Origin of the sequence: Nitrospira sp. (assembly GCA_016715825.1) — a bacterium.
Taxonomy (GTDB): Bacteria; Nitrospirota; Nitrospiria; order Nitrospirales; family Nitrospiraceae; genus Nitrospira_D.
Genome location: JADJXO010000003.1, coordinates 348,841 through 367,996, shown reverse-complemented (window position 1 = coordinate 367,996; position 19,156 = coordinate 348,841). Strand labels below are relative to the sequence as shown.

Genomic DNA, 19,156 nt, shown 5'->3' with positions numbered 1-19,156 from the left:
CCGAGCTGACACTCAACGAAAACACCTGATCATACGCCGCCTTGTCTTACGTCCACCCGGCGGCAAGTTGCCCATTCCCGTCCCGCCAATGAGGCATCCAGGCGAGAGCCACAAGCTTCACAGCAATGTTGGCCTTTGTAGGTTTGATTGAAATCATGTCGAGCTTTTCGTTCAGAGGATCGGTCGCTGCCGCCAGGGCGTCACTCTCTGATTTGAACTGCGCTTCAAGATCGGCCAGCTGCTGTTGAAGAGCGGCCAGATTCTCTTCCGCCACGCCGACATCTTTCGACTCCTTCATAACCCGACCGGCACTCCGAACCGCAGTCGTTGCCCGACCGATGTTCGAGGCACTGATCGTCTTTCGTCCCATAAAGGCCCCAAGGATGGAGGCTCCGACGGAAATCGCCGCCTGTACCTGACTGGCGTGTGATTCGGTCTGCTGTTTTTCCTTTGCCAATTCGGCCCGCCTGATGCGTTCTTCAAGCGTCGCTATCTTCGAGGCATACTTCTGGCGGAGTTCTTCCACGGCTTTATCGCGAGTTTCACGCCCAACCTGCTGCAATCGCACACGGAAATCACGCTCAGACTCACCAAGACTGGACACTTCTTTAGTACTGGGGCTCTTGAATACTTCCACCTTCTGCGTCCTGTAGAGCCATCCGCCAAAGTCCTTGCTCCAATCGGTGTAACTCTTCAGCTTACCGGCACTTGTCGGTAACGCAAGAAACTGGGCGCCTTTTCCGGGATCTTGTTCCAGATCATCCACGGACAAGCCCGCCGAATCGGCTTTATCCCAATCGACCACCACGGGACCATCTACCATGGGAGCGACGACGGTCACCTCCTGAGTCGTGTCAATGCCGCTCTTCGAATCTGAAAACCGGATCTGTGACGACCCAAGCAGCATCGGTACGTATACCAGCGCACTCCCTTCCGGTTTCGTACTCCGAAGCGGTACAAAGTGCTGTGGCACATCGGGAGGCAGCATGGGACGTGACGCGTGAGGCGTGAGGTGTGACGCGTTCGAAGCCGACGACTTTGACTCGGACGTTTCACGTGTCACGTTTGACGTTTCATGCTTCACTGGATCCATCAGGGTCTTGATCTGCGTCCGCGTGAGCGGCCCGCGGAGATATGACAGACACCAACGGGTCTCGAACACCACCGGTTCGTCCTCATGGACGTTATTCATGAGAAAAATGCGATTCCCGAGTCCGGCCAGGGTTTGCTCCATCTGACCCCGATCAAACTTCTTCCCTGCGCTGCTCGAAGCCCCTTCCAGGCCTTCCAATACACGGGCTTTATCTCGCTCGGTCTGCAACCGACCGATGAACCAGGTGCCGGTGTTGGCCAGCCCCTTGTAATCAAGATCGACGGGATTCTGTGTGGCAAGCACGACCCCAAGACCAAAGGCACGCGCCTGCTTCAGTAAGGTCAGCAGTGGCAATTTCGACGGCGGATTGGAAACCGGTGGGAAATACCCAAAGATCTCATCCATGTAGAGGAGCGCCCGCAAGCTGGTTGTGCCCGATTGCGCCCTCATCCACCCGACCATCTGACTCAGCAGCAGTGTCACGAAAAACATCCGCTCGGCATCGTTCAGATGAGCGATCGAGAAAATAGCCAAGCGAGGCTTGCCTGAGGGCGTGTACATGATGGACTGAATATCCAGCGCTTCCCCTTCGAGCCAGGCCTGAAATCCCGGCGCAGCGAGGAGGTTATTCAGTTTCATCGCCAGTGCAAAACGTTCTTTCGACGGGAAGAAGGAATCGACGTCCATGACCCCGATCTTGGACACAGGAGGCGATTGAATCGCATGGATCAGCGCGGCCAAATCCAGATCTTCTTCTTTCTTCCAGGTCTGGTCGAAAATCGTGGAGAGGAGGATGTGCTCGCGGCTTTGAATCGGGTCAGCCTCGATACCCAGCAGGCCAAGGAGGCTCGTGACCGTCGTGCTGATACGCTCGCGCAACAACTCCGCATCTTTCAAGACATCAGCCGACGGAGCGGCAAACGATTTCAAAATCGACACCGGCAACCCGGCGCTGCTGCCGGGCGTGTAAATAGCGATGTCCGCGGCATCGCGGAACCGCTGTATGCGCGCGCCGTCTTGTTGCCAACCAGCCAATCCCTTGGTCCATAATTCAGCCTGCGCGTTGGCATAGTCGGCGGAGGACAAGCCCTTCTTGCGCGCATCGTCTTCATTGATCCAGGGTTGGAAGTCTTCACCCTTCAAGCTTGGAAATGTCAGCATCAAATTGCCCAGGTCGCCCTTGGGATCGATGATGATGGCTGGAATGTTATCGATCGCCGCTTCTTCGAGAAGAGCGAGACATAAGCCGGTCTTGCCGCTACCCGTCATCCCGACACAGACCGCGTGCGTCACCAGATCTTTCGAGTCATAGAGGAGCCATCCCGGCTTGGCCTGCTTCGTGGCAAGATCGTATGGCCGGCCCATGTAGAAGACGCCGAGCTTTTCAAAATCCTCAGAAGTAGGCGGCGTTACCTTCACAGGTGTGGCGGACTTTTTCGTTTCCTTTTCGGCCTGTGCTCCAGACTCTGTTTTCTTCGCCTTCGGCATACCGATTTTCCCCCTTCGCTGGATGGTCGGAGTGAATTGGGCGGTATTGTAATAAGCTAGGGAATGAGCTGCAAGCGGGTTTGGAACGATTTGATCAGCAAGACCAATTAGACGGAGACCACTACCATTCCTTGAAGATGATAAAGACGGCCACTACGATCAGCGCGAATCCCACCACATAGTTCCACTTCAGTGCTTCCTTCAGGTACACAACGGAGAAGATCGAGAAGACGACCAGCGTGATGACCTCCTGAATCGTCTTCAGCTGTGCGGCGCTAAACTGCGCATGACCAATCCGATTCGCCGGTACCTGGAAGCAGTATTCGATAAAGGCGATCCCCCAACTCGCCAGAATCACGGTGAACAGGGGAGCCTCCTTGAACTTCAGATGGCCGTACCAGGCGATGGTCATAAACACGTTCGAAATCGTCAGCAACGCGATCGTCTGCATGAGACAGACTCCTTCGTCTTTTAGGAACTGCTGGCATATTGTCGCTTGAATTCAGGCAGCGGGAAAGGAAATGGTATTTATCGGTTGGAGATCGTCAGCAAGAAAATCAAGGGCTTAGCCCTCTCAAGAAAACTGCAGGTGGTTCCAACTACGAACTAAATGAGGCTAATAGACTTAATGATCAGCTCATCTGTCTTAATGCCTTTTGGCTTAAAGGCATTTGAAAACTTGCCGTCGCCTCGGTACTTGGTTTGCGTTCCTTTACGAACTCGCTTCGCGAGGATCAGACAACTCTCCGAGGAGTGATACACCCGATACGACAAGGACATGCAGCGTCTGTCATACGGCGTTGCATTTGTACCGAATTCAGCCAATTCACGCATTGCCAAATCCAGGACAGTCTTGGCGTGTTGCTGATTCATCTCTTCAGGAACTGAATAGATGACCATCTCATACGGCGGATGCAGTGCAGCAACTACTCGCCCATGTGCGCTGGTCCTATCCGAATTTCTAAATATGATGTCTAATCGCTTTTGGTAGGGAGGAGGGGCAAACTTAAGGTCGTGCAACGTCTTTATTGTCCACGCTATGGTAACAGGGAAAAACCGACCACGGCTAGGCTGAGCAATTACATCCTTGTTTTTAAGCATGTAGCTTCATCACCCATTGATTGATGAAGGCATATGAGCAACCTTCAAGTTTCCCTTTCATGCCCTTCTCACTTTCCCTGGCGGGCGAAATGAAGGAACTTGGAGGGTTCGCCGTAGCGTTGGCTGCCATCCAGAAGCAGTAATGGTGCTGGGCACCGTTCTGTGTCATTTCATCCGACAAGGCGCACAGCCAAATAGCGCTGAATCAGGGTGGCGCGAAGATTTATCGTATCACGGCGAACCCGGAATGCTCGCCCTTCCGCCCATCCCACGGGGACAGGCACCGCCTGGTGGCGGAGCCAGTCCCCTACACACCTGCTTCCTTGAGCACTTGTCCCGTATACGATCGTTTCGACTTGGCAATCTCTTTGGGCGGTCTTTTTGCAGCGATCACAAAATTTCAATGCAACTCGAAGTTGATTCTATGAGACCTGCTGCTCTGCCCAGTCACGAACAGCCAAGACAACTGCCCTCGCTTGTTCACGATCAAGTGGGTCCGTTTCCATCAAATCGTATCGCAGCTCAACTGCGAACGGACCTAGGGCGTCGATTCCATCACGCAACGGTGGACTCAGCAGATTATTCTGGGCTAGGAGGTCAAGGAGAAGCTGTAGATCATGAGTTTTTCGCAGTTCGACACAATGCTTGGCCAACACCGCCTTGAGACATTTTTCGACCGCTTGCTGCGCATGAAAACCGACAACCTCGTCGTCTATTTCCAAATCGCCAGACAGCTTGTGGAATGCTTTAATGTCGCGGTCGGCCAGAACAAGGAAGCGGCGAGCCAGGTCCTCAGGCCGCTTCATAGAGGACCTTCCCCTCCTTCAGAGCCCAGTATATAGCTGTTCCAGGGAGATGTCCCCAGTCTGACACTTCCCCTTCTGAAACAACAAGCACATCGACCGGGAATCCGATGGACCCAATGGCCTTTCGCAAACGGACCATTTCTGTGCGTTTGGAGGCGACCTCAGGTTCGATCACAAGCAAATCCACATCGGATTCCGACGTGGCCGTTCCTTCTGCCAATGAGCCGAAGAGAATGACTTTTTTCGGATTGGCCGCAGTGACTAGCCGTTGGACCGCTGTATCAATAGCTTCTTGAGCCGTCATCATAGCCTGTTTTGATAGACATCGGGCCACACATCGGACTACTCAGAGCCACATCAAATCCATGCGCGATGGTAGCATTCCCTACCAACAAAGTCATGACACCTCGACATATCTGGCCCTGTCAGAATAGCTACTTCTGGACACACTCGTGGAGCCAGTCTCCTACAGCCCCGCTTCTTTCAACACTTGTCCCGTATACGACCGTTTCGCCTTCGCAATCTCTTTCGGCGGTCCTTCTGCGACAATCTCACCACCACGATCGCCGCCTTCCGGGCCGAGGTCGATGATCCAGTCGGCATTTTTGATCACATCGAGATTGTGTTCGATCACCAGCACCGTGTTCCCTGATTCGACCAGGCGATCCAGCACATCGAGCAATCGCTGCACGTCGGCAAAGTGCAGGCCGGTCGTCGGCTCATCCAAGATGTACATCGTGCGCCCGGTCGCCCGCTTGGACAGCTCGCGTGACAACTTCACCCGCTGTGCCTCTCCGCCGGAGAGTGTCGTCGCCGATTGCCCTAACTTCACATAGTGCAGGCCGACATCGTGCAGCGTTTGAAGCTTCGTTTTGATCAGGGGAATATGCTCGAAAAACTCCAACGCATCGTCCACCGTCATGTTCAGCACATCAGCGATGCTCTTGCCCTTGTGGTGGATCTCCAGCGTTTCACGGTTGTACCGTTGGCCTTTACAGACTTCGCAGGTCACATAGACATCGGGCAGGAAATGCATCTCGATCTTGATGAGTCCATCGCCCTGACAGGCTTCGCAGCGGCCGCCTTTGACGTTGAAGCTATAGCGGCCAGGTTTGTAGCCACGGACCCGTGACTCCGGCAGATTCGAATAGAGATCACGAATGTACCCGAATAGGCCCGTATAGGTGGCAGGATTGGACCGAGGTGTCCGGCCGATCGGGGACTGATCGATGTCGATGATCTTGTCGAGCGCGTCGACCCCCTTCAGTTCTTTGCATCCATCGATCTTGGGCTTCTTGTGATAGAGGAGTTGGGACAGAGAATGAAACAAAACCTCCAACACCAGCGTGCTCTTGCCCGATCCGGACACGCCCGTGACGCAGGTAAAGAGTCCGAGAGGAATTTTTGCTGTGACGTTTTTCAAATTGTGCTTCTGGGCCCCGACTACCGAGAGCATTCCTCTTGGCTTCCGCTGCCGTTGCGGCACGGACACCGTCTGAACCCCGCGCAGATATTGACCGGTCAACGAGTTGAGATCGCCCATCACCTGCTGCGGTGTACCCTGCGCGATGACATGCCCTCCTTGGGAGCCCGCTCCGGGACCCATGTCGAGAATGTGATCCGCCGCAATCATGGTTTCTGCATCATGTTCGACGACGACGACGGTGTTCCCCAGATCCCGCAGCCTGAGCAACGTCTGCAACAGCCGCCGATTGTCCCGCTGGTGTAACCCGATCGACGGCTCGTCGAGGATGTACAGCACGCCGACCAGCCCGGACCCAATCTGCGTCGCCAAGCGAATCCGTTGCCCCTCGCCGCCGGACAAGGTCGCCGCCGCCCGATCGAGCGTCAGGTAGTCCAAGCCGACATTGACGAGAAAGCCTAATCGTTCACGAATTTCTTTTAAGATACGATGGGCGATCACAAGCTCCCGGTCCGAGAACTTGAGATTGTGAAAAAAGTCGGCAGCCGCCCGCACCGAGAGGTTGGTGACTTCAGCGATCGACCTTTTCGCCAGTTTGATCGACAAGCTTTCCGGCTTGAGGCGCGCCCCATGACAGACCGAGCAAAGCTCCAGCAAAGTGAAGTCCTCTTCCTCGGGACAACCTGGTGTTACGGCATAGCCAATCCCGTCACAAGCGGGACAGGCACCGTGCGGACTATTGAAGGAAAACACCCTGGGTGTGACTTCGGGATAGCTGACGCCGCACTTGATGCAAGCCAGCCGATCACTATAGAGCTTGGTCTGTCCATTTTCCGTGAGCACGCCCACCAATCCGCCGGTCAGCTTGACCGATGTCTCTACCGAATCGGCCAGCCGGCGCATGAGCGCATCGCCTGGCTTCATCACCAACCGATCGACAATGATCTCAATCGTATGTTTTTTCTGCTTGTCGAGCGTGATGTCCTCGCCCAGATCCACAACTTTGCCGTCAATGCGGGCCCGCACATAGCCCGCCTTGCGCATGTCTAACAACTCTTTGCGATACTCGCCCTTCCGACCGCGGACAATCGGCGCCAGAATCTGAAACTTTTCCCCTTCCGGCAACGAGGCAATGGCATCGACCATTTGCTGCACGGTCTGCGCAGCGATCTCTTGTCCACACTGAAAACAGTAGGGATGTCCGACGCGGGCGAAGAGGAGCCTGAGATAATCGTAGATCTCCGTGACGGTACCGACGGTAGAACGAGGATTGTGGCTGGTGCTCTTTTGCTCGATAGAAATCGCGGGAGATAAGCCTTCAATCGAATCGACGTCCGGCTTCCCCATCTGTTCGAGGAACTGCCTGGCATAGGCTGAGAGCGATTCAACATACCGACGCTGTCCCTCGGCATAGATGGTGTCGAAGGCGAGCGACGACTTGCCGGACCCGCTCAGGCCGGTGATGACCACGAGTTTGTCGCGTGGAATGTCCACGTCGATGTTCTTGAGATTGTGCTCCCGGGCTCCTTTGATCACGATTGAATGACCCATCGGTTTCCTATCTTTCTTCTACAGAGATTCCCCATGCAGTCGCATGGAGGGGGACAGGATTATACCATCAGATTCACCCGCCTTGACAAAGCGTGAAAGCGGGTGCTACCACGATCAAATGGTGAAAACCGAGCGTCCTCAGTTAGCACAGGACTCGCAAGCTCCGGCGAAGGTCGTCTCCACATGGTCCGGGCAAGCGCGTGAGGATGCCGTCCAGCGGATGTTCACCTCCATAGCCGGCACCTACGATCTCAACAATACGCTCCTAAGTTTTGGCCTCCATTACTACTGGAAGAAAATCACCGCCTCCTTCATCGCCCCTCTCGGGCGAGGGACGGCCCTCGATGTGGGAGCGGGCACTGCCGATCTTGCACTTCTTATCGAATCTCGGATGGGGCCTGAGGGACGCGTGATTGCCTCTGACTTGAACCATGCGATGCTGGCCAAAGGTCTCAAAAAAGTCGGGAAGAAACGACTCTCCGACAAGATCACCTGCCTTCAAGCCAGCGCCGAGCATCTCGGTTTCGGCGACAATACGTTTGATGCGGTGACGACGGGTTTCTGTATGCGTAACGTTGGAGATTTGGCCCAAGCCGTGAAGGAGATCCGCCGCGTGATGAAACCCGGCGGCCGCTTTGTGTGCTTGGAGTTCTCGCGCCCGGTGTTCGGTTGGTTACGGACCCTATACGATTGGTATTCGTTCAAGCTGTTGCCTTGGATCGGTACGATCGTGGCTCGTGATCGCACCGGCGTCTATGAATACCTCCCCGCTTCGATTCGGAGGTTTCCCGATCAAGAGCGGTTGTGCCAAATCCTCCGGGATGCAGGATTTCGTCAGGTGTCGTATAAGAATCTCAGCGGCGGCATTGTTGCCATCCATATAGCTACAAAGTAGTCCGACGTCGTGAACTCCATTCTCTATATCTTCCTTCCCTGCAAGAAGGTGTATCCAATTGGGATCACCTATTTAGCCGACTTTATCCATCGTCGGAAACCAGACGTTCGACAGCGTATCCTCGACCTGTCGTTATTTCCCATCAACCAGCGCAGCCAGGCTATTCGCGATGCTGCAACGGATTTCACACCGGATTTGGTCTGCTTTTCATGGCGAGATATCCAGATCTTCTCGCCCCATGAAGGGGATTCCTCGCTGGAACACGCCTTCAATTTTTATTTTGCGAGTAACCCTCTCAAGCGTATCGCGGCATCGGTCGCGGGCGTAAAGCAACTCTATCGGTACTACAGTCATATCTACACGATCCTGTCCTATCCGGCACTGGTTCGCAAAGAATGCCCCAAGGCACAGATCATGATCGGAGGCGGAGCATTCACTGCCTTTGCCGATCAACTCATCGAGAAGCTTCCGGAAGGGACGATCGGCATATTGGGTGAGGGGGAGGATGCAATCCTAAAACTCCTTGAAGGGCGTTCGATCGACGACGAACGCTATATCATCAAAGAAGGGGGGCGGATCCGAAAAGGCTCACAGGGTTCCCCACCGCTGCTTGATGCCCCGGCCGTCGACCTCCCCTATCTGACCTCCATTTTTCCACAATGGCAGGAGTACCAAGGTGAGTCGATTGGAGTGCAGTCGAAACGAGGCTGTCCCTATGATTGTGCTTTCTGCCTGTATCCCTACATTGAGGGCAAGCGAGTGCGGTACCGACCACCGGACATGGTCGTGAAAGACATCTCCCAGCATTATCATCAGTGGGGCGCCCGTCGCTTTTGGTTTACCGACGCCCAATTCATTACGGGCAAGGAAGCCTATCCGCAATGTACGGAGATCATGGAGCGCATCATCAGCGAGAAGCTGGAGATCGAGTGGTCCGGCTATATTCGCACCTCTTTGATCACGCCCGACTTCGCCAAGCTGATGGTTCGCTCAGGGGTCGGCGACTTAGAAGTCGCCATCACCTCCGGCTCGCAAGAAGTCCTGAACAATCTCCATATGGGATTCAAGCTGGAACGGCTCTATGACGGTTGTCGCTATCTAGCGGAGGCTGGGTTTAACGGCAAGGTTATCCTGAATTACTCCCTTAATAGCCCTAAAGAGACCGAAGAAACCCTGTTGCAGAGCGTCGAGGCCTACAAGATGGTAGCCTCGATTCTCGGGGAGGAGCGTGTTTTCCCACTGATGTTCTTCTTGGGTATCCAGCCGAACACCGATCTGGAGCAGCGGCTTCTAGAGGAAGGATACCTGTCTACTGGCTACAACCCCTTGATGCTGACTCCATCGAGTATCCGAAAATTGCTCTATAACCCAGCGCCATTAAACAAGATCATCGCCAAAGCCTGTCTCAAGGCATGGGAGCGAAAACACGGCAGCACGGATCCTCGTCGGTGGACCGGCTCGCTTTCTCAGTCGTCCAATCCATCACCGACCTATGCCGATCAGAATCTTAGCCGCGGCATTGAGGGCAATTCCGGTCGAGATGCCCTCTTGTCGCTTGAAGAGATTCTTCGCACTCGTCGACCGGCTACCTCTCCTTCCCAGACAACCGAGCCAAGGGCAAGTTCCGCCGTATGATGCCCAATCGGCCGCTAGATCATGCTTCAGCAACGAGCGTAATCTATTCACTTAGCACCCTGCGACGCCTTGCATTCCAGTTTCGGCCAGTGCTATCATTCAACTCCTTTGGGTATCAAATTCTTACGTTAATCGTTTTGTTTTTCATATAATTACGGACATTATCCCTTTGTCTGGTTCGCGCCTTAAGGAGGCGCTCCTGATGTACAAGACCATCTATATTCCCGTTGATAATTCCGACCATTCCAATACGGCTGTGGATGTCGGCGTCCACTTGGCCAAGACCTTCGGGTCAACGGTCGTGGGAAGCCATGTCTACGCGGCAAAGATGCATGACAAGCGGTTTAAACAAATGGAAGCCGGCTTGCCCGAGGAATACCATGATGAAAAGGAACTGGATCGCCAACGTCAAATTCACGATTCGTTAATCACCCGTGGGCTGCAAATCATCACCGATTCCTATCTGGATTATGTCGACAAGAAATGTACGGACGCCAACCTTCCGATCGAGCGACGATCGCTTGAAGGGCGAAATTGGAAGGTGCTGGCTGAGGATATCAACACCAACGGGTACGATCTCGTCATTATGGGTGCCCTGGGGGTCGGCGCGGTTAAAGATAGTGTGATCGGCAGTAACACCGAACGCGTCATCCGTCGAGTCCGTAACTCCGACATGTTGGTCATCAAAAATATCCAGCCGTTGACCGGAGGCAAGATCGTAGTCGCAGTCGACGGAAGTCCCTATTCGTTCGGAGGTTTGATGACCGGGCTTGCCCTCGGCAAAGCATTTCACATGCCGGTTGAAGCGATTTCAGCCTTCGACCCATATTTTCATTATGCCGCCTTCCACAGTATTTCCGGAGTACTCAATGAAGAGGCCGGCAAGGTCTTTCGGTTTAAAGAGCAGGAAAAGCTCCACGAAGAGATTATCGATAGCGGCCTGGCGAAGATCTACCAATCTCACCTCGACATCTCCCGTGAAATTGCTCAAGCCGAACAAACCGACGTCAAAACGACCTTGCTGGACGGAAAAGCGTTTGAGAAGATCATTCAATATGTTCGCAAGGATGTCCCTGCCTTGTTGATCGTAGGGCGCATCGGCGTCCATAGCGATGAGGACATGGATATCGGCAGCAACACCGAGAATCTCTTGCGGAGTGCGCCTTGTAATGTGCTGGTCTCCAACCGCAAATACGTACCCCCGATCGACACCCAAGCGGAATACACAATTGCCTGGACGGAAGAGTCGCTTCGACGAATGGAAAAGATCCCGGTTTTTGCGCGTGGAGTTGCGAAAACCGCCATTCACCGATATGCCATCGAAAAAGGCCATACCATCATCAGCAACACCGTCGTCGACGCGGCTGTTGGGCATATTCTTCCCAAAGGTGCCATGGACGCCATGCGAGCGCTGGGTGGAAATCTTGATGCCGCGGGAATCGACCGCGACCGCATGCAGGCCGACGAGGCCGTGACAAAGGATCTTATGGGTCCAACATTGAGCGGCATTATGACCCAGATCGTCGAAGAGAAGCCGAAGGAGATCAACGCCTCAACGCAAGCCTACCTCGACCGCATGGATCAAGCCTATTTCGTTTGTGACGGATGCGGCTACATCGGAAAAGGAGACACTCCGGTTCGTTGCCCGGTGTGCAGCGCGGACGGGAGTAAGTTTAAACAGGTCGATAAGAAGATTTTTGAAGTGGCGGCCGCTTCGGAAGGGGAACTGGAGACAGACGTTGCCTACGATGACGTGCCAATGCAATGGACTAAGGATGCCAAGGAGGCTATCCGTGCCGTGCCTGCCGGTTTCCAACGGAGACGGGCGAAAGCGAGGATTGAGAAGAGCGCCAGGAAGTTGGGGATGACGACCATCACGCTCGAGTATGCCGCCCCTATGATTAAGGAGGCCGCAGCAGAGGAGTACACTCCAATTTTCTCGAATAAAGGTACCGGTACATCTGCCGCAGCCGAATCCTCGCAACAGCCGCCAAAAACGAATGGGAATGGCTCGAATGGACAATCTGAAGCCGCTTCGCCCTATACCTGGACGGATGAGGCTCAGGCCAGATTGGATCGAGCTCCTGAAGGGTTCATGCGCGATTGCACAAAAGCATTGATTCTCAAGCATGCTGAGAAGACTGGGACGACCCTGATCACAATCGAGGTCGCCAACGAAGGGATCGAGCAAGCAAAGGGTTACATGGCTGATGCTATGAAGACCGGCAATCTCAAAGATATGATCGCCGATCTCACGGGTAAAACTCGTACCTAGTCACCAAGCGCTCTGTGTCCACAACTTCATATTTGATCGACTGACGAGCCAGATTTTAACGCCCACTACTCTGCATTAGACCACATGGGAAAGTCCTTACCTATTTTCAGCGGCTCGGCACTCCCTGGCGTCCTTGGAACATTTCAACAACAAGTTACCCAGTTCTTGAATCCAAACCAGAACGCGGACAGTCCATTTGATGGGCGAACCGTCGATGATTTCAAACCGTACCTCGTCGCCCTCAATTTAACAAAGCGTTGCAACCTGAAGTGTGACCACTGTTATCTCGATGCCACGACCAAAGCCGCTGGTGGGGATGATGAATTAAACACGGAGGAATGCTACCGCCTCATCGAACAGATCGGGGAGGTCAATAAAGGCTGCCTCCTGGTCATCACGGGAGGTGAACCGCTCGTCCGGCCCGACATTCTTGATATAGCTCGCTATGCCGTCAAGTTGGGATTCATGGTGGTCTTTGGTACCAATGGCATGCTGATCGACGACCAACTCGCCAAAACCCTTGTCGAGATCGGTGTCATGGGCGTAGGGATCAGCATCGATTCGCTGGAGGCCGCCAAGCATGATGCCTTCCGAGGTGTCCCGGGGGCCTGGGAAGCGGCCGTGGCGGGCATTGAGGCAAGTAAGCGCAACGGTCTCCAGTTCCAAGTGCACTTCAGCGCTCAGCCGATGAACTACAAGGAGCTCCCTGACGTGATTGACTGGGCACATCGGCTCGGCGCCCGCGTCATGAACGTCTTTTTTATGGTGTGTACGGGACGAGGTGAAGAGCTCACCGATATTACACCGGCCCAGTATGAAGAGGTGCTCGGCTATCTTGTGGAATGCCAAGATAATTACAAGGGTATGTTGGTTCGCGCTCGATGCGCCCCGCACTTCAAACGATTGGCATATGAAAAGGACCCCAACTCTCCGATCACGAAAGCCACCGGATACATGGGAGGAGGGTGCCTTGCGGGAACAAATTACGCCCGTGTCACCCCCAACGGCGAGTTGACTCCCTGCCCTTATATGCCGCTATCGGCAGGAAATCTTCGCCAGCATAGTTTTGTCGATCTCTGGGAGCAATCGGACGTCTTCAACTCCTTCCGCTATCCACATCTCAAAGGCAAATGTGGTGACTGCGAATACAGCGAGATCTGCGGCGGCTGTCGTGCCCGCCCCTATGTCGACCATGGGGACTGGTTGGATGAAGATCAGTGGTGCCTGTACACGCCTAAGGGTGGTGAAAAAATTAAGGTCGCCTTCAATGTGTCTGAAGAGGCGGACATTGCCTGGGATGAGGCCTCGGCACTTCGGCTCAGTCGAATCCCTTATTTCCTACGCGCCATGGTGAAAAAGGGCGTAGAGAAACATGCCAGAGAAAACAACATTTCCCTTATAACCGTCGACCTGATGGACGAGCTACGGAAGAAGCGTTTCGGCAACGACATACCCATCTTCAAGCCTAATACGGAGTAACCTCGAGCGGAGACCAAGGCTCCGTTCCATCATTCAGCTGACCTCCTCCGGCATCCGATACGAACGCCATGGATACATTCCAAACCATTTCTGCTGATCTCAATATCCTCATTCCGATCGTCAATCACTGGCTTCATCTGCTTTCAGCGATCATATGGATTGGTGGCTTGGCTTTTCTTGTTATGGCGGTCACCCCTGGATTGCAGAAAGCCGTTCCAAAGGATCAGGTCAAGCCGATCACAGACATATTTTATCGGCACTACAAGAAAGTGGCCGGCATCCTCTTGGTCGTCCTCCTCTTCACCGGAGGCATCAATCTCCATTACGTCAATCAAATCCTGGTCTCTCAAACCGGCACCAGTGTGCAGCACCACCCTAGATACCTCATGGTGTTCATGGTTAAGCTGCTCTTGGTATTGGGCCTGCTCACCTTGTTTCTGTACACCGTCATCTTTCGCTCCGATGATGATGCCGACGAGGAAGAGTCTTACGAGGTCATCCCTTTCCAAAGAGCCGCCCTCTGGATGGGATTCTTCATCGTCCTCTGCGCAGCTGCCATGAAGAACCTACACCAGTGACACCGCACCCGCCGTCTGCACGGCGTCGCGCTCGTATCCCCCGCCTGACCTGACACGAATCTTAGGACGAGTTCAGTTTAGGATGGCGGAGACCATACTATGTGTGTAATTTATTTGGGCCGATCGAAACCCAGCGCCCGTTTGAAGACTGTGGCGAAACCAAAATAACCGAAAGAATCTTTGAGGTTGGAATACAGCCGCTTCACAGTGCCCATCTCAGGATTCGTAACATACTCCATGGTTAACGCAATCCTCTCCTCACCCTCTCCGAGGGGCGTCACTGCATGCCAAAGCTTATCACCATTGAAAATCACCATGTCGCCTGGCTCAGTGATCAATTCGAGATGACGCGGCTGCTTCGTGGGATGGTCCTTAAAGAGTTCGCACACCAGCTTACACTGAGTTGATCGATCCACAAGTCCCATGAGGATCGTATACCGAGCACCTTTGTAATACGACGTATCATAATGAAACCCGATGTGATCACCTGGCTCAGTATAGTAGTACAGTGCGCAGGAATGGGGGTCATTGTCTGGACAAAACATCAGCTTGGCCTCAACCAGCCGGTTCAGAAACCCTCGAAATGATGGAGAACGATAGAGATCGAGAAAGAGCGGAGCCTTCTCTTGAACCGTGTAATAGCTGACACTGCCGCCTTTTTTGTGCCCGGGAATGTAATTGCGATTCAGCTGTGCTTTGACACTCTGCGCTTGAGGAACGAATGTTTCCTCCACAAAGGAACGGGGCAAGAACTGCTTGATGACTAAAAACTCATTTTGCGCCCAATACTCGCCGTGAAGCCGTTCGAATTCCAACCCAGCCACGGCCTGATCAACCGCATCTCTTACCGTGTTCGCTTGGGCCGCTACCACTCCGCTCATAACCTGCCCCCTCTCAGCCTCTACGCTGAGATCCATGATGACTCTCTATGGCCCGTTCAAGACGGGCGCCTTGACCACTTCGGTGTCGGGTGGTGTTTGAAAATCGAACACCTCATTACCTAATCCAAGATTAGGTTTCAAGTTTGAAAACTCAAACACCGCGACATTCCCACTGATTTCATAGAGCGACACCCTACGGATATAGTAGGTCTTGGGAAAAACCTCAAGCACGATCTTCTGGAGGTTCTGAGCTGCGTCATTCCGCTTATCCTTTGGAGTCAGTGTAATGAGCGGGATGCCGCCGGCTCCACGAGCGGTTCCTGCGGTCGGCTCGACATCAAACGACTCATTCAATTTGGCGGCTCCCTGTAGCAGTTCAAGCGGTGCTTTGGAAGCGGCCATCTGAGTCAGCTTTCCCACCAAGACCTGATTATGTTCCGGAACATACATCTTGACATCATCGTGGTTCACATAGATCTGCTCGCTCGCTGGATCAAGGTAATCCCAGCGCAAGCGCCCGGGCTTCTTAATGTACACTTTTCCGGAAGAGATGACCGGTCGCTCAAATCCTTCGATCTTCGTCTTTTGTGAGAAATCAGCCTGGAGATCCTTCGTTTTCTCATACCGTGCTTGTAACTGCTTCACGACCTCGCGAGCCTCATAAGACGCCTTTTCATTGATAGACGCATCCCCTGCGTAAACCGGCGCCCCTACAACAAGGCACAATGCAATCAGGCTCCACCGTCTCATGCTTCGGCCGCACCTACCGGCCCACGCCGGCCAAGAACTTCCCGGCGTCCATCTCGTCCTGCTGCTCCCACGATTCCCTCCGATTCCATCTGTTCGATCATCCGCGCCGCCCGAGGATACCCGACCCGAAGTCGGCGTTGAATCAACGAAGCGGATGCCTGTCCGGTCGACAGCACCAGGTCTTTGGCCTGCTCATAGACTTCATCCTTTGCCTCTTCTTCCGCAGCCTCTTCCAATTTTAACGACTGGAGTTCCTGATTGTAGACAGGCGTAACCTGCTTCTTCACACACTCCACGACCAAGCGAACATCGTCATCCGAGACAAAGGACCCATGCAAGCGAGTGAGACGGCCGGTACCGGAAGCGAGGTACAGCATGTCGCCTCGACCCAGCAGGGCTTCAGCCCCATTGGCATCCAAAATGGTTCGCGAGTCTGTTTTGGAAGACACTTGAAACGCGATGCGCGCGGGAAAATTCGCCTTAATCAGGCCAGTCAGCACGTCGACGGAAGGACGTTGCGTCGCCAACACCAAGTGGATACCTGAAGCCCGCGCCATCTGCGCAAGACGGGCGATCTTATCTTCCACGTCTTTCGGAGCCACCATCATCAGATCAGCAAGTTCATCGATCATCACGACGATAAACGGAAGAGGTTCTGGTGGTGTCGACTTCGGCTGCATACATCCGCGCTCACCATCGGGGATCGCGCTTTCCCCGGCCGAGAGACGCTCCTCCTCAGAGAGGAACGGCATCGAGGCCTCACTCTGCTCCGTGCCAGGCTTGCTGTGTTCAGCAAACTCTTCGTGAAGGCCGGCGATCATCCGATTGTATGTTTCGATATTTCTCACTCCTGCTTCAGCCAATAGTTTGTACCGCCGTTCCATTTCAGCCACGACCCATCCGAGCCCCCTCGCCGCAGATTTTGGATCCGTGATGACCGGCCTCAGGAGATGTGGGATACCTTCATATGATTGAAACTCGAGCATCTTGGGGTCGATAAGGAGGAGCTTCACTTCATTGGGCTTGGAGGAAAACAGGATGCTCAACAGCATGGTATTCAAACTGACGCTCTTGCCGGCCCCCGTTGCTCCGGCAACGAGGAGATGCGGCATGGTCTTAAGATCGGCCGTAATTGGGGCGCCGAAAATGTCCTTGCCCAGTGCCAGCGTCAGTCTGGATTTGGCTCGGCGGAACGCTTCGCTCAAGACGACTTCTTTCAGCGACACGGTCTCTCGCGACCGGTTCGGTACCTCGATCCCCACGACTGATTTGCCTGGGATCGGTGCAACGATGCGAATACTCGTGGCCTTAAGTGCCAGGGCAAGGTCATCGGCCAGATTGACAATGCGGGCCACCTTCGTACCAGGTGCCGGTTCGAATTCATACATCGTCACAACCGGCCCCGGCCTGACTTCGGTCACGGTGCCCTCGATGCCAAAACTTGCCAGGGCGCGCGAAAGGACCTCCGATTGGGCTTTCAGCTCTTCATCCGTCATTCGGTCTATCGGCGCAGTGGGTTCACTCAACAAGAGTTCCGGGTCAGGCAAACGGTAGTCTTCGGAATCTGACCCTGACACAACCACTTCAGTTTCGATGTCCTCTTGCTCGACCGTGGGTATTGAATTGGGGAATGGTTGAATGATCGGAGTGGGCGGAGGTGACGGCAACTCTGAATCCTGATTCTTCCCCGTAAGGCGTTCCTCTTCCGTGACGGCACGACCAGGCTTTAGTGATCTGCCCTTCACCCTTCTATTGGCGGTCTCCTTTGAAACCTCAACTGATCGCTCCGGCATCACTGCAGACACCCCCTCAGACACGCCTTCACGGAAGGCGTCCCAACGCCCCGGCAGCCGGCGAACAGCCTCCGCTAGGGAGAGAGGAGTCGTCAGCAAGAGTGACACAAGGAATCCGGCAATAATTAAAATATGGGCTCCGGTTCCAGCAAACACAGCGCGGAGCCCTTCAGCAATGGTCTGACCGACGAGCCCTCCACCCATCCCACGAGAAATCATTCCGCTGGTTACGGTTGGGACGCCCGTTGTTTCGAGATGAAGAAACGCGCTCAAGAAAACCACCGCCACGAGGGAGCTGGCAGCCGTTCGAAATCGAAGCCCAACCGGTGCTTGAGAGAAACACCGAAGCCCCAGCCTACCCAAAAGAAGGGGAAACAGATAGGCGGCCCCACCGAGAGCGAAGAAACTTCCACCAGCCAACAACGCTCCAAATGAACCGATGAGATTCCGAGGCGGATCAGCCGCCGGCAGTCCGCTCGCAACTATTTCCGCCTCTCCCGGTACAAACGACAAAAGACTCAACAGCATGAGCAGACTCGACGCAATCAGGATCACGCCGATCACTTCACGTTGGATGTGGGAAGGCGGAGAAGGAGCCCGGCGGGCCTCGCCCCGCTTAACCGAGGTGGTCGCACCCATAGAAATTGAATGCTAGCACAGGGGGGAAGTCATTTCAAATGAACGGAGATCCTGATCATCCCATGGCTATCGACGGAATAACCTAATCAGGTCCTCAGGACTGAACTGTCGGAGACGTGTGACGGATGATCTTCCCTTCCACTAAATAGACGACGAGCTCGGCAATGTTTGTGGCATGATCGGCCACTCGTTCGAGCGACTTGGCGATAAAGCTGAGCCGGATGGCGCGAGAAATCGTGTGGGGATTTTCCACCATGAACGAGAGGAGCTCACGAAACAATTGTTCCATGAGGTCATCGACGAAGTCGTCATCCCCGATCACTTTCCTGGCTAGCGCAGCATCTTCCTTGACAAAGGCGTCGATACTTTCCTTCACCATCACCCGGGCGAGGCTCCCCATCCTGGGGATATCAATGTAAGGCTTGAGTTGCGGCTCTTCATTTAGTTCAATGGCCCGCTCACAGATACTCTCGGACAGGTCACTGATACGTTCCAACTCAGTGGACAGTTTCATCGCGGTCGTAACCAGCCGAAGATCATGTGCCGCCGGCTGGTGGAGGGCCAACAACTCGATACACGATTCATCGATCTCTACATCCATCGCATTCACTTTATGGTCTCGTTCGATGACCTCGCAGGCCAGAGCCGCATCGCGACTCACCAAGGCAGCTAGCGCCTTGTCGATTTGATCCTCGGCCAGGCTTGCCATTCGTGTTAACTTTGTCCTCAACTCCGCGAGTTCTTCGTCGAAATGTCGTTGTTGTCCCAT

Annotated in this window: 15 protein-coding genes; 5 read left to right on the top strand and 10 right to left on the bottom strand. The window is 54.2% G+C overall.

What is annotated here, in order from left to right; all coding sequences use genetic code 11:
• Window positions 1–46: 46 nt before the first annotated feature.
• From IPM58_11500 to uvrA, 6 genes are all read right to left on the bottom strand, one after another.
• On the bottom strand, window positions 47–2,458 hold the full coding sequence (locus IPM58_11500) for an ATP-binding protein (protein ID MBK9307684.1): 2,412 nt from the start codon (window positions 2,456–2,458) through the stop codon (window positions 47–49).
• A 244-nt stretch (window positions 2,459–2,702) separates the two neighbouring features.
• Complete coding sequence (locus IPM58_11495; GenBank protein ID MBK9307683.1) at window positions 2,703–3,032, bottom strand: DMT family protein; 330 nt, start codon at window positions 3,030–3,032, stop codon at window positions 2,703–2,705.
• A gap of 155 nt (window positions 3,033–3,187) precedes the next feature.
• Window positions 3,188–3,682: a hypothetical protein gene (locus IPM58_11490; protein MBK9307682.1), complete on the bottom strand. Its 495-nt coding sequence runs from the start codon at window positions 3,680–3,682 to the stop codon at window positions 3,188–3,190.
• Window positions 3,683–4,104: 422 nt separating this feature from the next.
• Window positions 4,105–4,488 (bottom strand): HEPN domain-containing protein, encoded by a 384-nt coding sequence (locus IPM58_11485; GenBank protein MBK9307681.1) that lies wholly within the window; start codon window positions 4,486–4,488, stop codon window positions 4,105–4,107.
• Window positions 4,475–4,792, bottom strand: coding sequence for a nucleotidyltransferase domain-containing protein (locus tag IPM58_11480; GenBank protein MBK9307680.1), 318 nt, complete (start codon window positions 4,790–4,792; stop codon window positions 4,475–4,477). The genes IPM58_11485 and IPM58_11480 overlap by 14 nt, the downstream gene beginning before the upstream one ends.
• Window positions 4,793–4,954: 162 nt before the next feature.
• Window positions 4,955–7,462, bottom strand: coding sequence for an excinuclease ABC subunit UvrA (uvrA, locus tag IPM58_11475; protein MBK9307679.1), 2,508 nt, complete (start codon window positions 7,460–7,462; stop codon window positions 4,955–4,957).
• 118 nt (window positions 7,463–7,580) lie between these two features.
• Between uvrA and ubiE the strand changes: the two genes are divergently transcribed.
• The 5 genes from ubiE (at window position 7,581) to IPM58_11450 (ending at window position 14,324) form a co-directional block, all read left to right on the top strand.
• Window positions 7,581–8,357, top strand: a complete 777-nt coding sequence (gene ubiE / locus IPM58_11470) for a bifunctional demethylmenaquinone methyltransferase/2-methoxy-6-polyprenyl-1,4-benzoquinol methylase UbiE (protein ID MBK9307678.1) — start codon at window positions 7,581–7,583, stop codon at window positions 8,355–8,357.
• Window positions 8,358–8,366: 9 nt separating this feature from the next.
• Window positions 8,367–9,992, top strand: a complete 1,626-nt coding sequence (locus IPM58_11465) for a radical SAM protein (GenBank protein MBK9307677.1) — start codon at window positions 8,367–8,369, stop codon at window positions 9,990–9,992.
• A gap of 202 nt (window positions 9,993–10,194) precedes the next feature.
• Window positions 10,195–12,267: a universal stress protein gene (locus IPM58_11460; GenBank protein MBK9307676.1), complete on the top strand. Its 2,073-nt coding sequence runs from the start codon at window positions 10,195–10,197 to the stop codon at window positions 12,265–12,267.
• 84 nt (window positions 12,268–12,351) lie between these two features.
• Window positions 12,352–13,746: a radical SAM protein gene (locus tag IPM58_11455; GenBank protein ID MBK9307675.1), complete on the top strand. Its 1,395-nt coding sequence runs from the start codon at window positions 12,352–12,354 to the stop codon at window positions 13,744–13,746.
• Between the two features lie 68 nt (window positions 13,747–13,814).
• Complete coding sequence (locus IPM58_11450; GenBank protein ID MBK9307674.1) at window positions 13,815–14,324, top strand: hypothetical protein; 510 nt, start codon at window positions 13,815–13,817, stop codon at window positions 14,322–14,324.
• A gap of 110 nt (window positions 14,325–14,434) precedes the next feature.
• Here IPM58_11450 and IPM58_11445 read toward each other — a convergent pair whose 3' ends face one another.
• The 4 genes from IPM58_11445 to phoU form a co-directional block, all read right to left on the bottom strand.
• A complete protein-coding gene (locus tag IPM58_11445; GenBank protein ID MBK9307673.1) occupies window positions 14,435–15,205 on the bottom strand; it encodes a 2OG-Fe(II) oxygenase in 771 nt (256 codons plus the stop codon).
• 45 nt (window positions 15,206–15,250) lie between these two features.
• Window positions 15,251–15,955, bottom strand: coding sequence for an outer membrane lipoprotein carrier protein LolA (locus tag IPM58_11440; GenBank protein ID MBK9307672.1), 705 nt, complete (start codon window positions 15,953–15,955; stop codon window positions 15,251–15,253).
• Entirely contained in the window at window positions 15,952–18,387 is a 2,436-nt protein-coding gene (locus tag IPM58_11435; protein ID MBK9307671.1) for a DNA translocase FtsK 4TM domain-containing protein, read from the bottom strand. The genes IPM58_11440 and IPM58_11435 overlap by 4 nt, the downstream gene beginning before the upstream one ends.
• A 94-nt stretch (window positions 18,388–18,481) precedes the next feature.
• Entirely contained in the window at window positions 18,482–19,156 is a 675-nt protein-coding gene (gene phoU, locus IPM58_11430; protein ID MBK9307670.1) for a phosphate signaling complex protein PhoU, read from the bottom strand.

Bases quoted from the DNA above. Each gene is read 5' to 3' on its own strand.
- IPM58_11500 (MBK9307684.1), bottom strand. From the start codon at position 2,458: ATGGGCCGGCCATACGATCTTGCCACGAAGCAGGCCAAGCCGGGATGG.
- IPM58_11495 (MBK9307683.1), bottom strand. From the start codon at position 3,032: ATGCAGACGATCGCGTTGCTGACGATTTCGAACGTGTTTATGACCATC.
- IPM58_11490 (MBK9307682.1), bottom strand. From the start codon at position 3,682: ATGCTTAAAAACAAGGATGTAATTGCTCAGCCTAGCCGTGGTCGGTTT.
- IPM58_11485 (MBK9307681.1), bottom strand. From the start codon at position 4,488: ATGAAGCGGCCTGAGGACCTGGCTCGCCGCTTCCTTGTTCTGGCCGAC.
- IPM58_11480 (MBK9307680.1), bottom strand. From the start codon at position 4,792: ATGACGGCTCAAGAAGCTATTGATACAGCGGTCCAACGGCTAGTCACT.
- uvrA (MBK9307679.1), bottom strand. From the start codon at position 7,462: ATGGGTCATTCAATCGTGATCAAAGGAGCCCGGGAGCACAATCTCAAG.
- ubiE (MBK9307678.1), top strand. From the start codon at position 7,581: ATGGTGAAAACCGAGCGTCCTCAGTTAGCACAGGACTCGCAAGCTCCG.
- IPM58_11460 (MBK9307676.1), top strand. From the start codon at position 10,195: ATGTACAAGACCATCTATATTCCCGTTGATAATTCCGACCATTCCAAT.
- IPM58_11455 (MBK9307675.1), top strand. From the start codon at position 12,352: ATGGGAAAGTCCTTACCTATTTTCAGCGGCTCGGCACTCCCTGGCGTC.
- IPM58_11450 (MBK9307674.1), top strand. From the start codon at position 13,815: ATGGATACATTCCAAACCATTTCTGCTGATCTCAATATCCTCATTCCG.
- IPM58_11445 (MBK9307673.1), bottom strand. From the start codon at position 15,205: ATGAGCGGAGTGGTAGCGGCCCAAGCGAACACGGTAAGAGATGCGGTT.
- IPM58_11440 (MBK9307672.1), bottom strand. From the start codon at position 15,955: ATGAGACGGTGGAGCCTGATTGCATTGTGCCTTGTTGTAGGGGCGCCG.
- IPM58_11435 (MBK9307671.1), bottom strand. From the start codon at position 18,387: ATGGGTGCGACCACCTCGGTTAAGCGGGGCGAGGCCCGCCGGGCTCCT.
- phoU (MBK9307670.1), bottom strand. From the start codon at position 19,156: ATGGGACAACAACGACATTTCGACGAAGAACTCGCGGAGTTGAGGACA.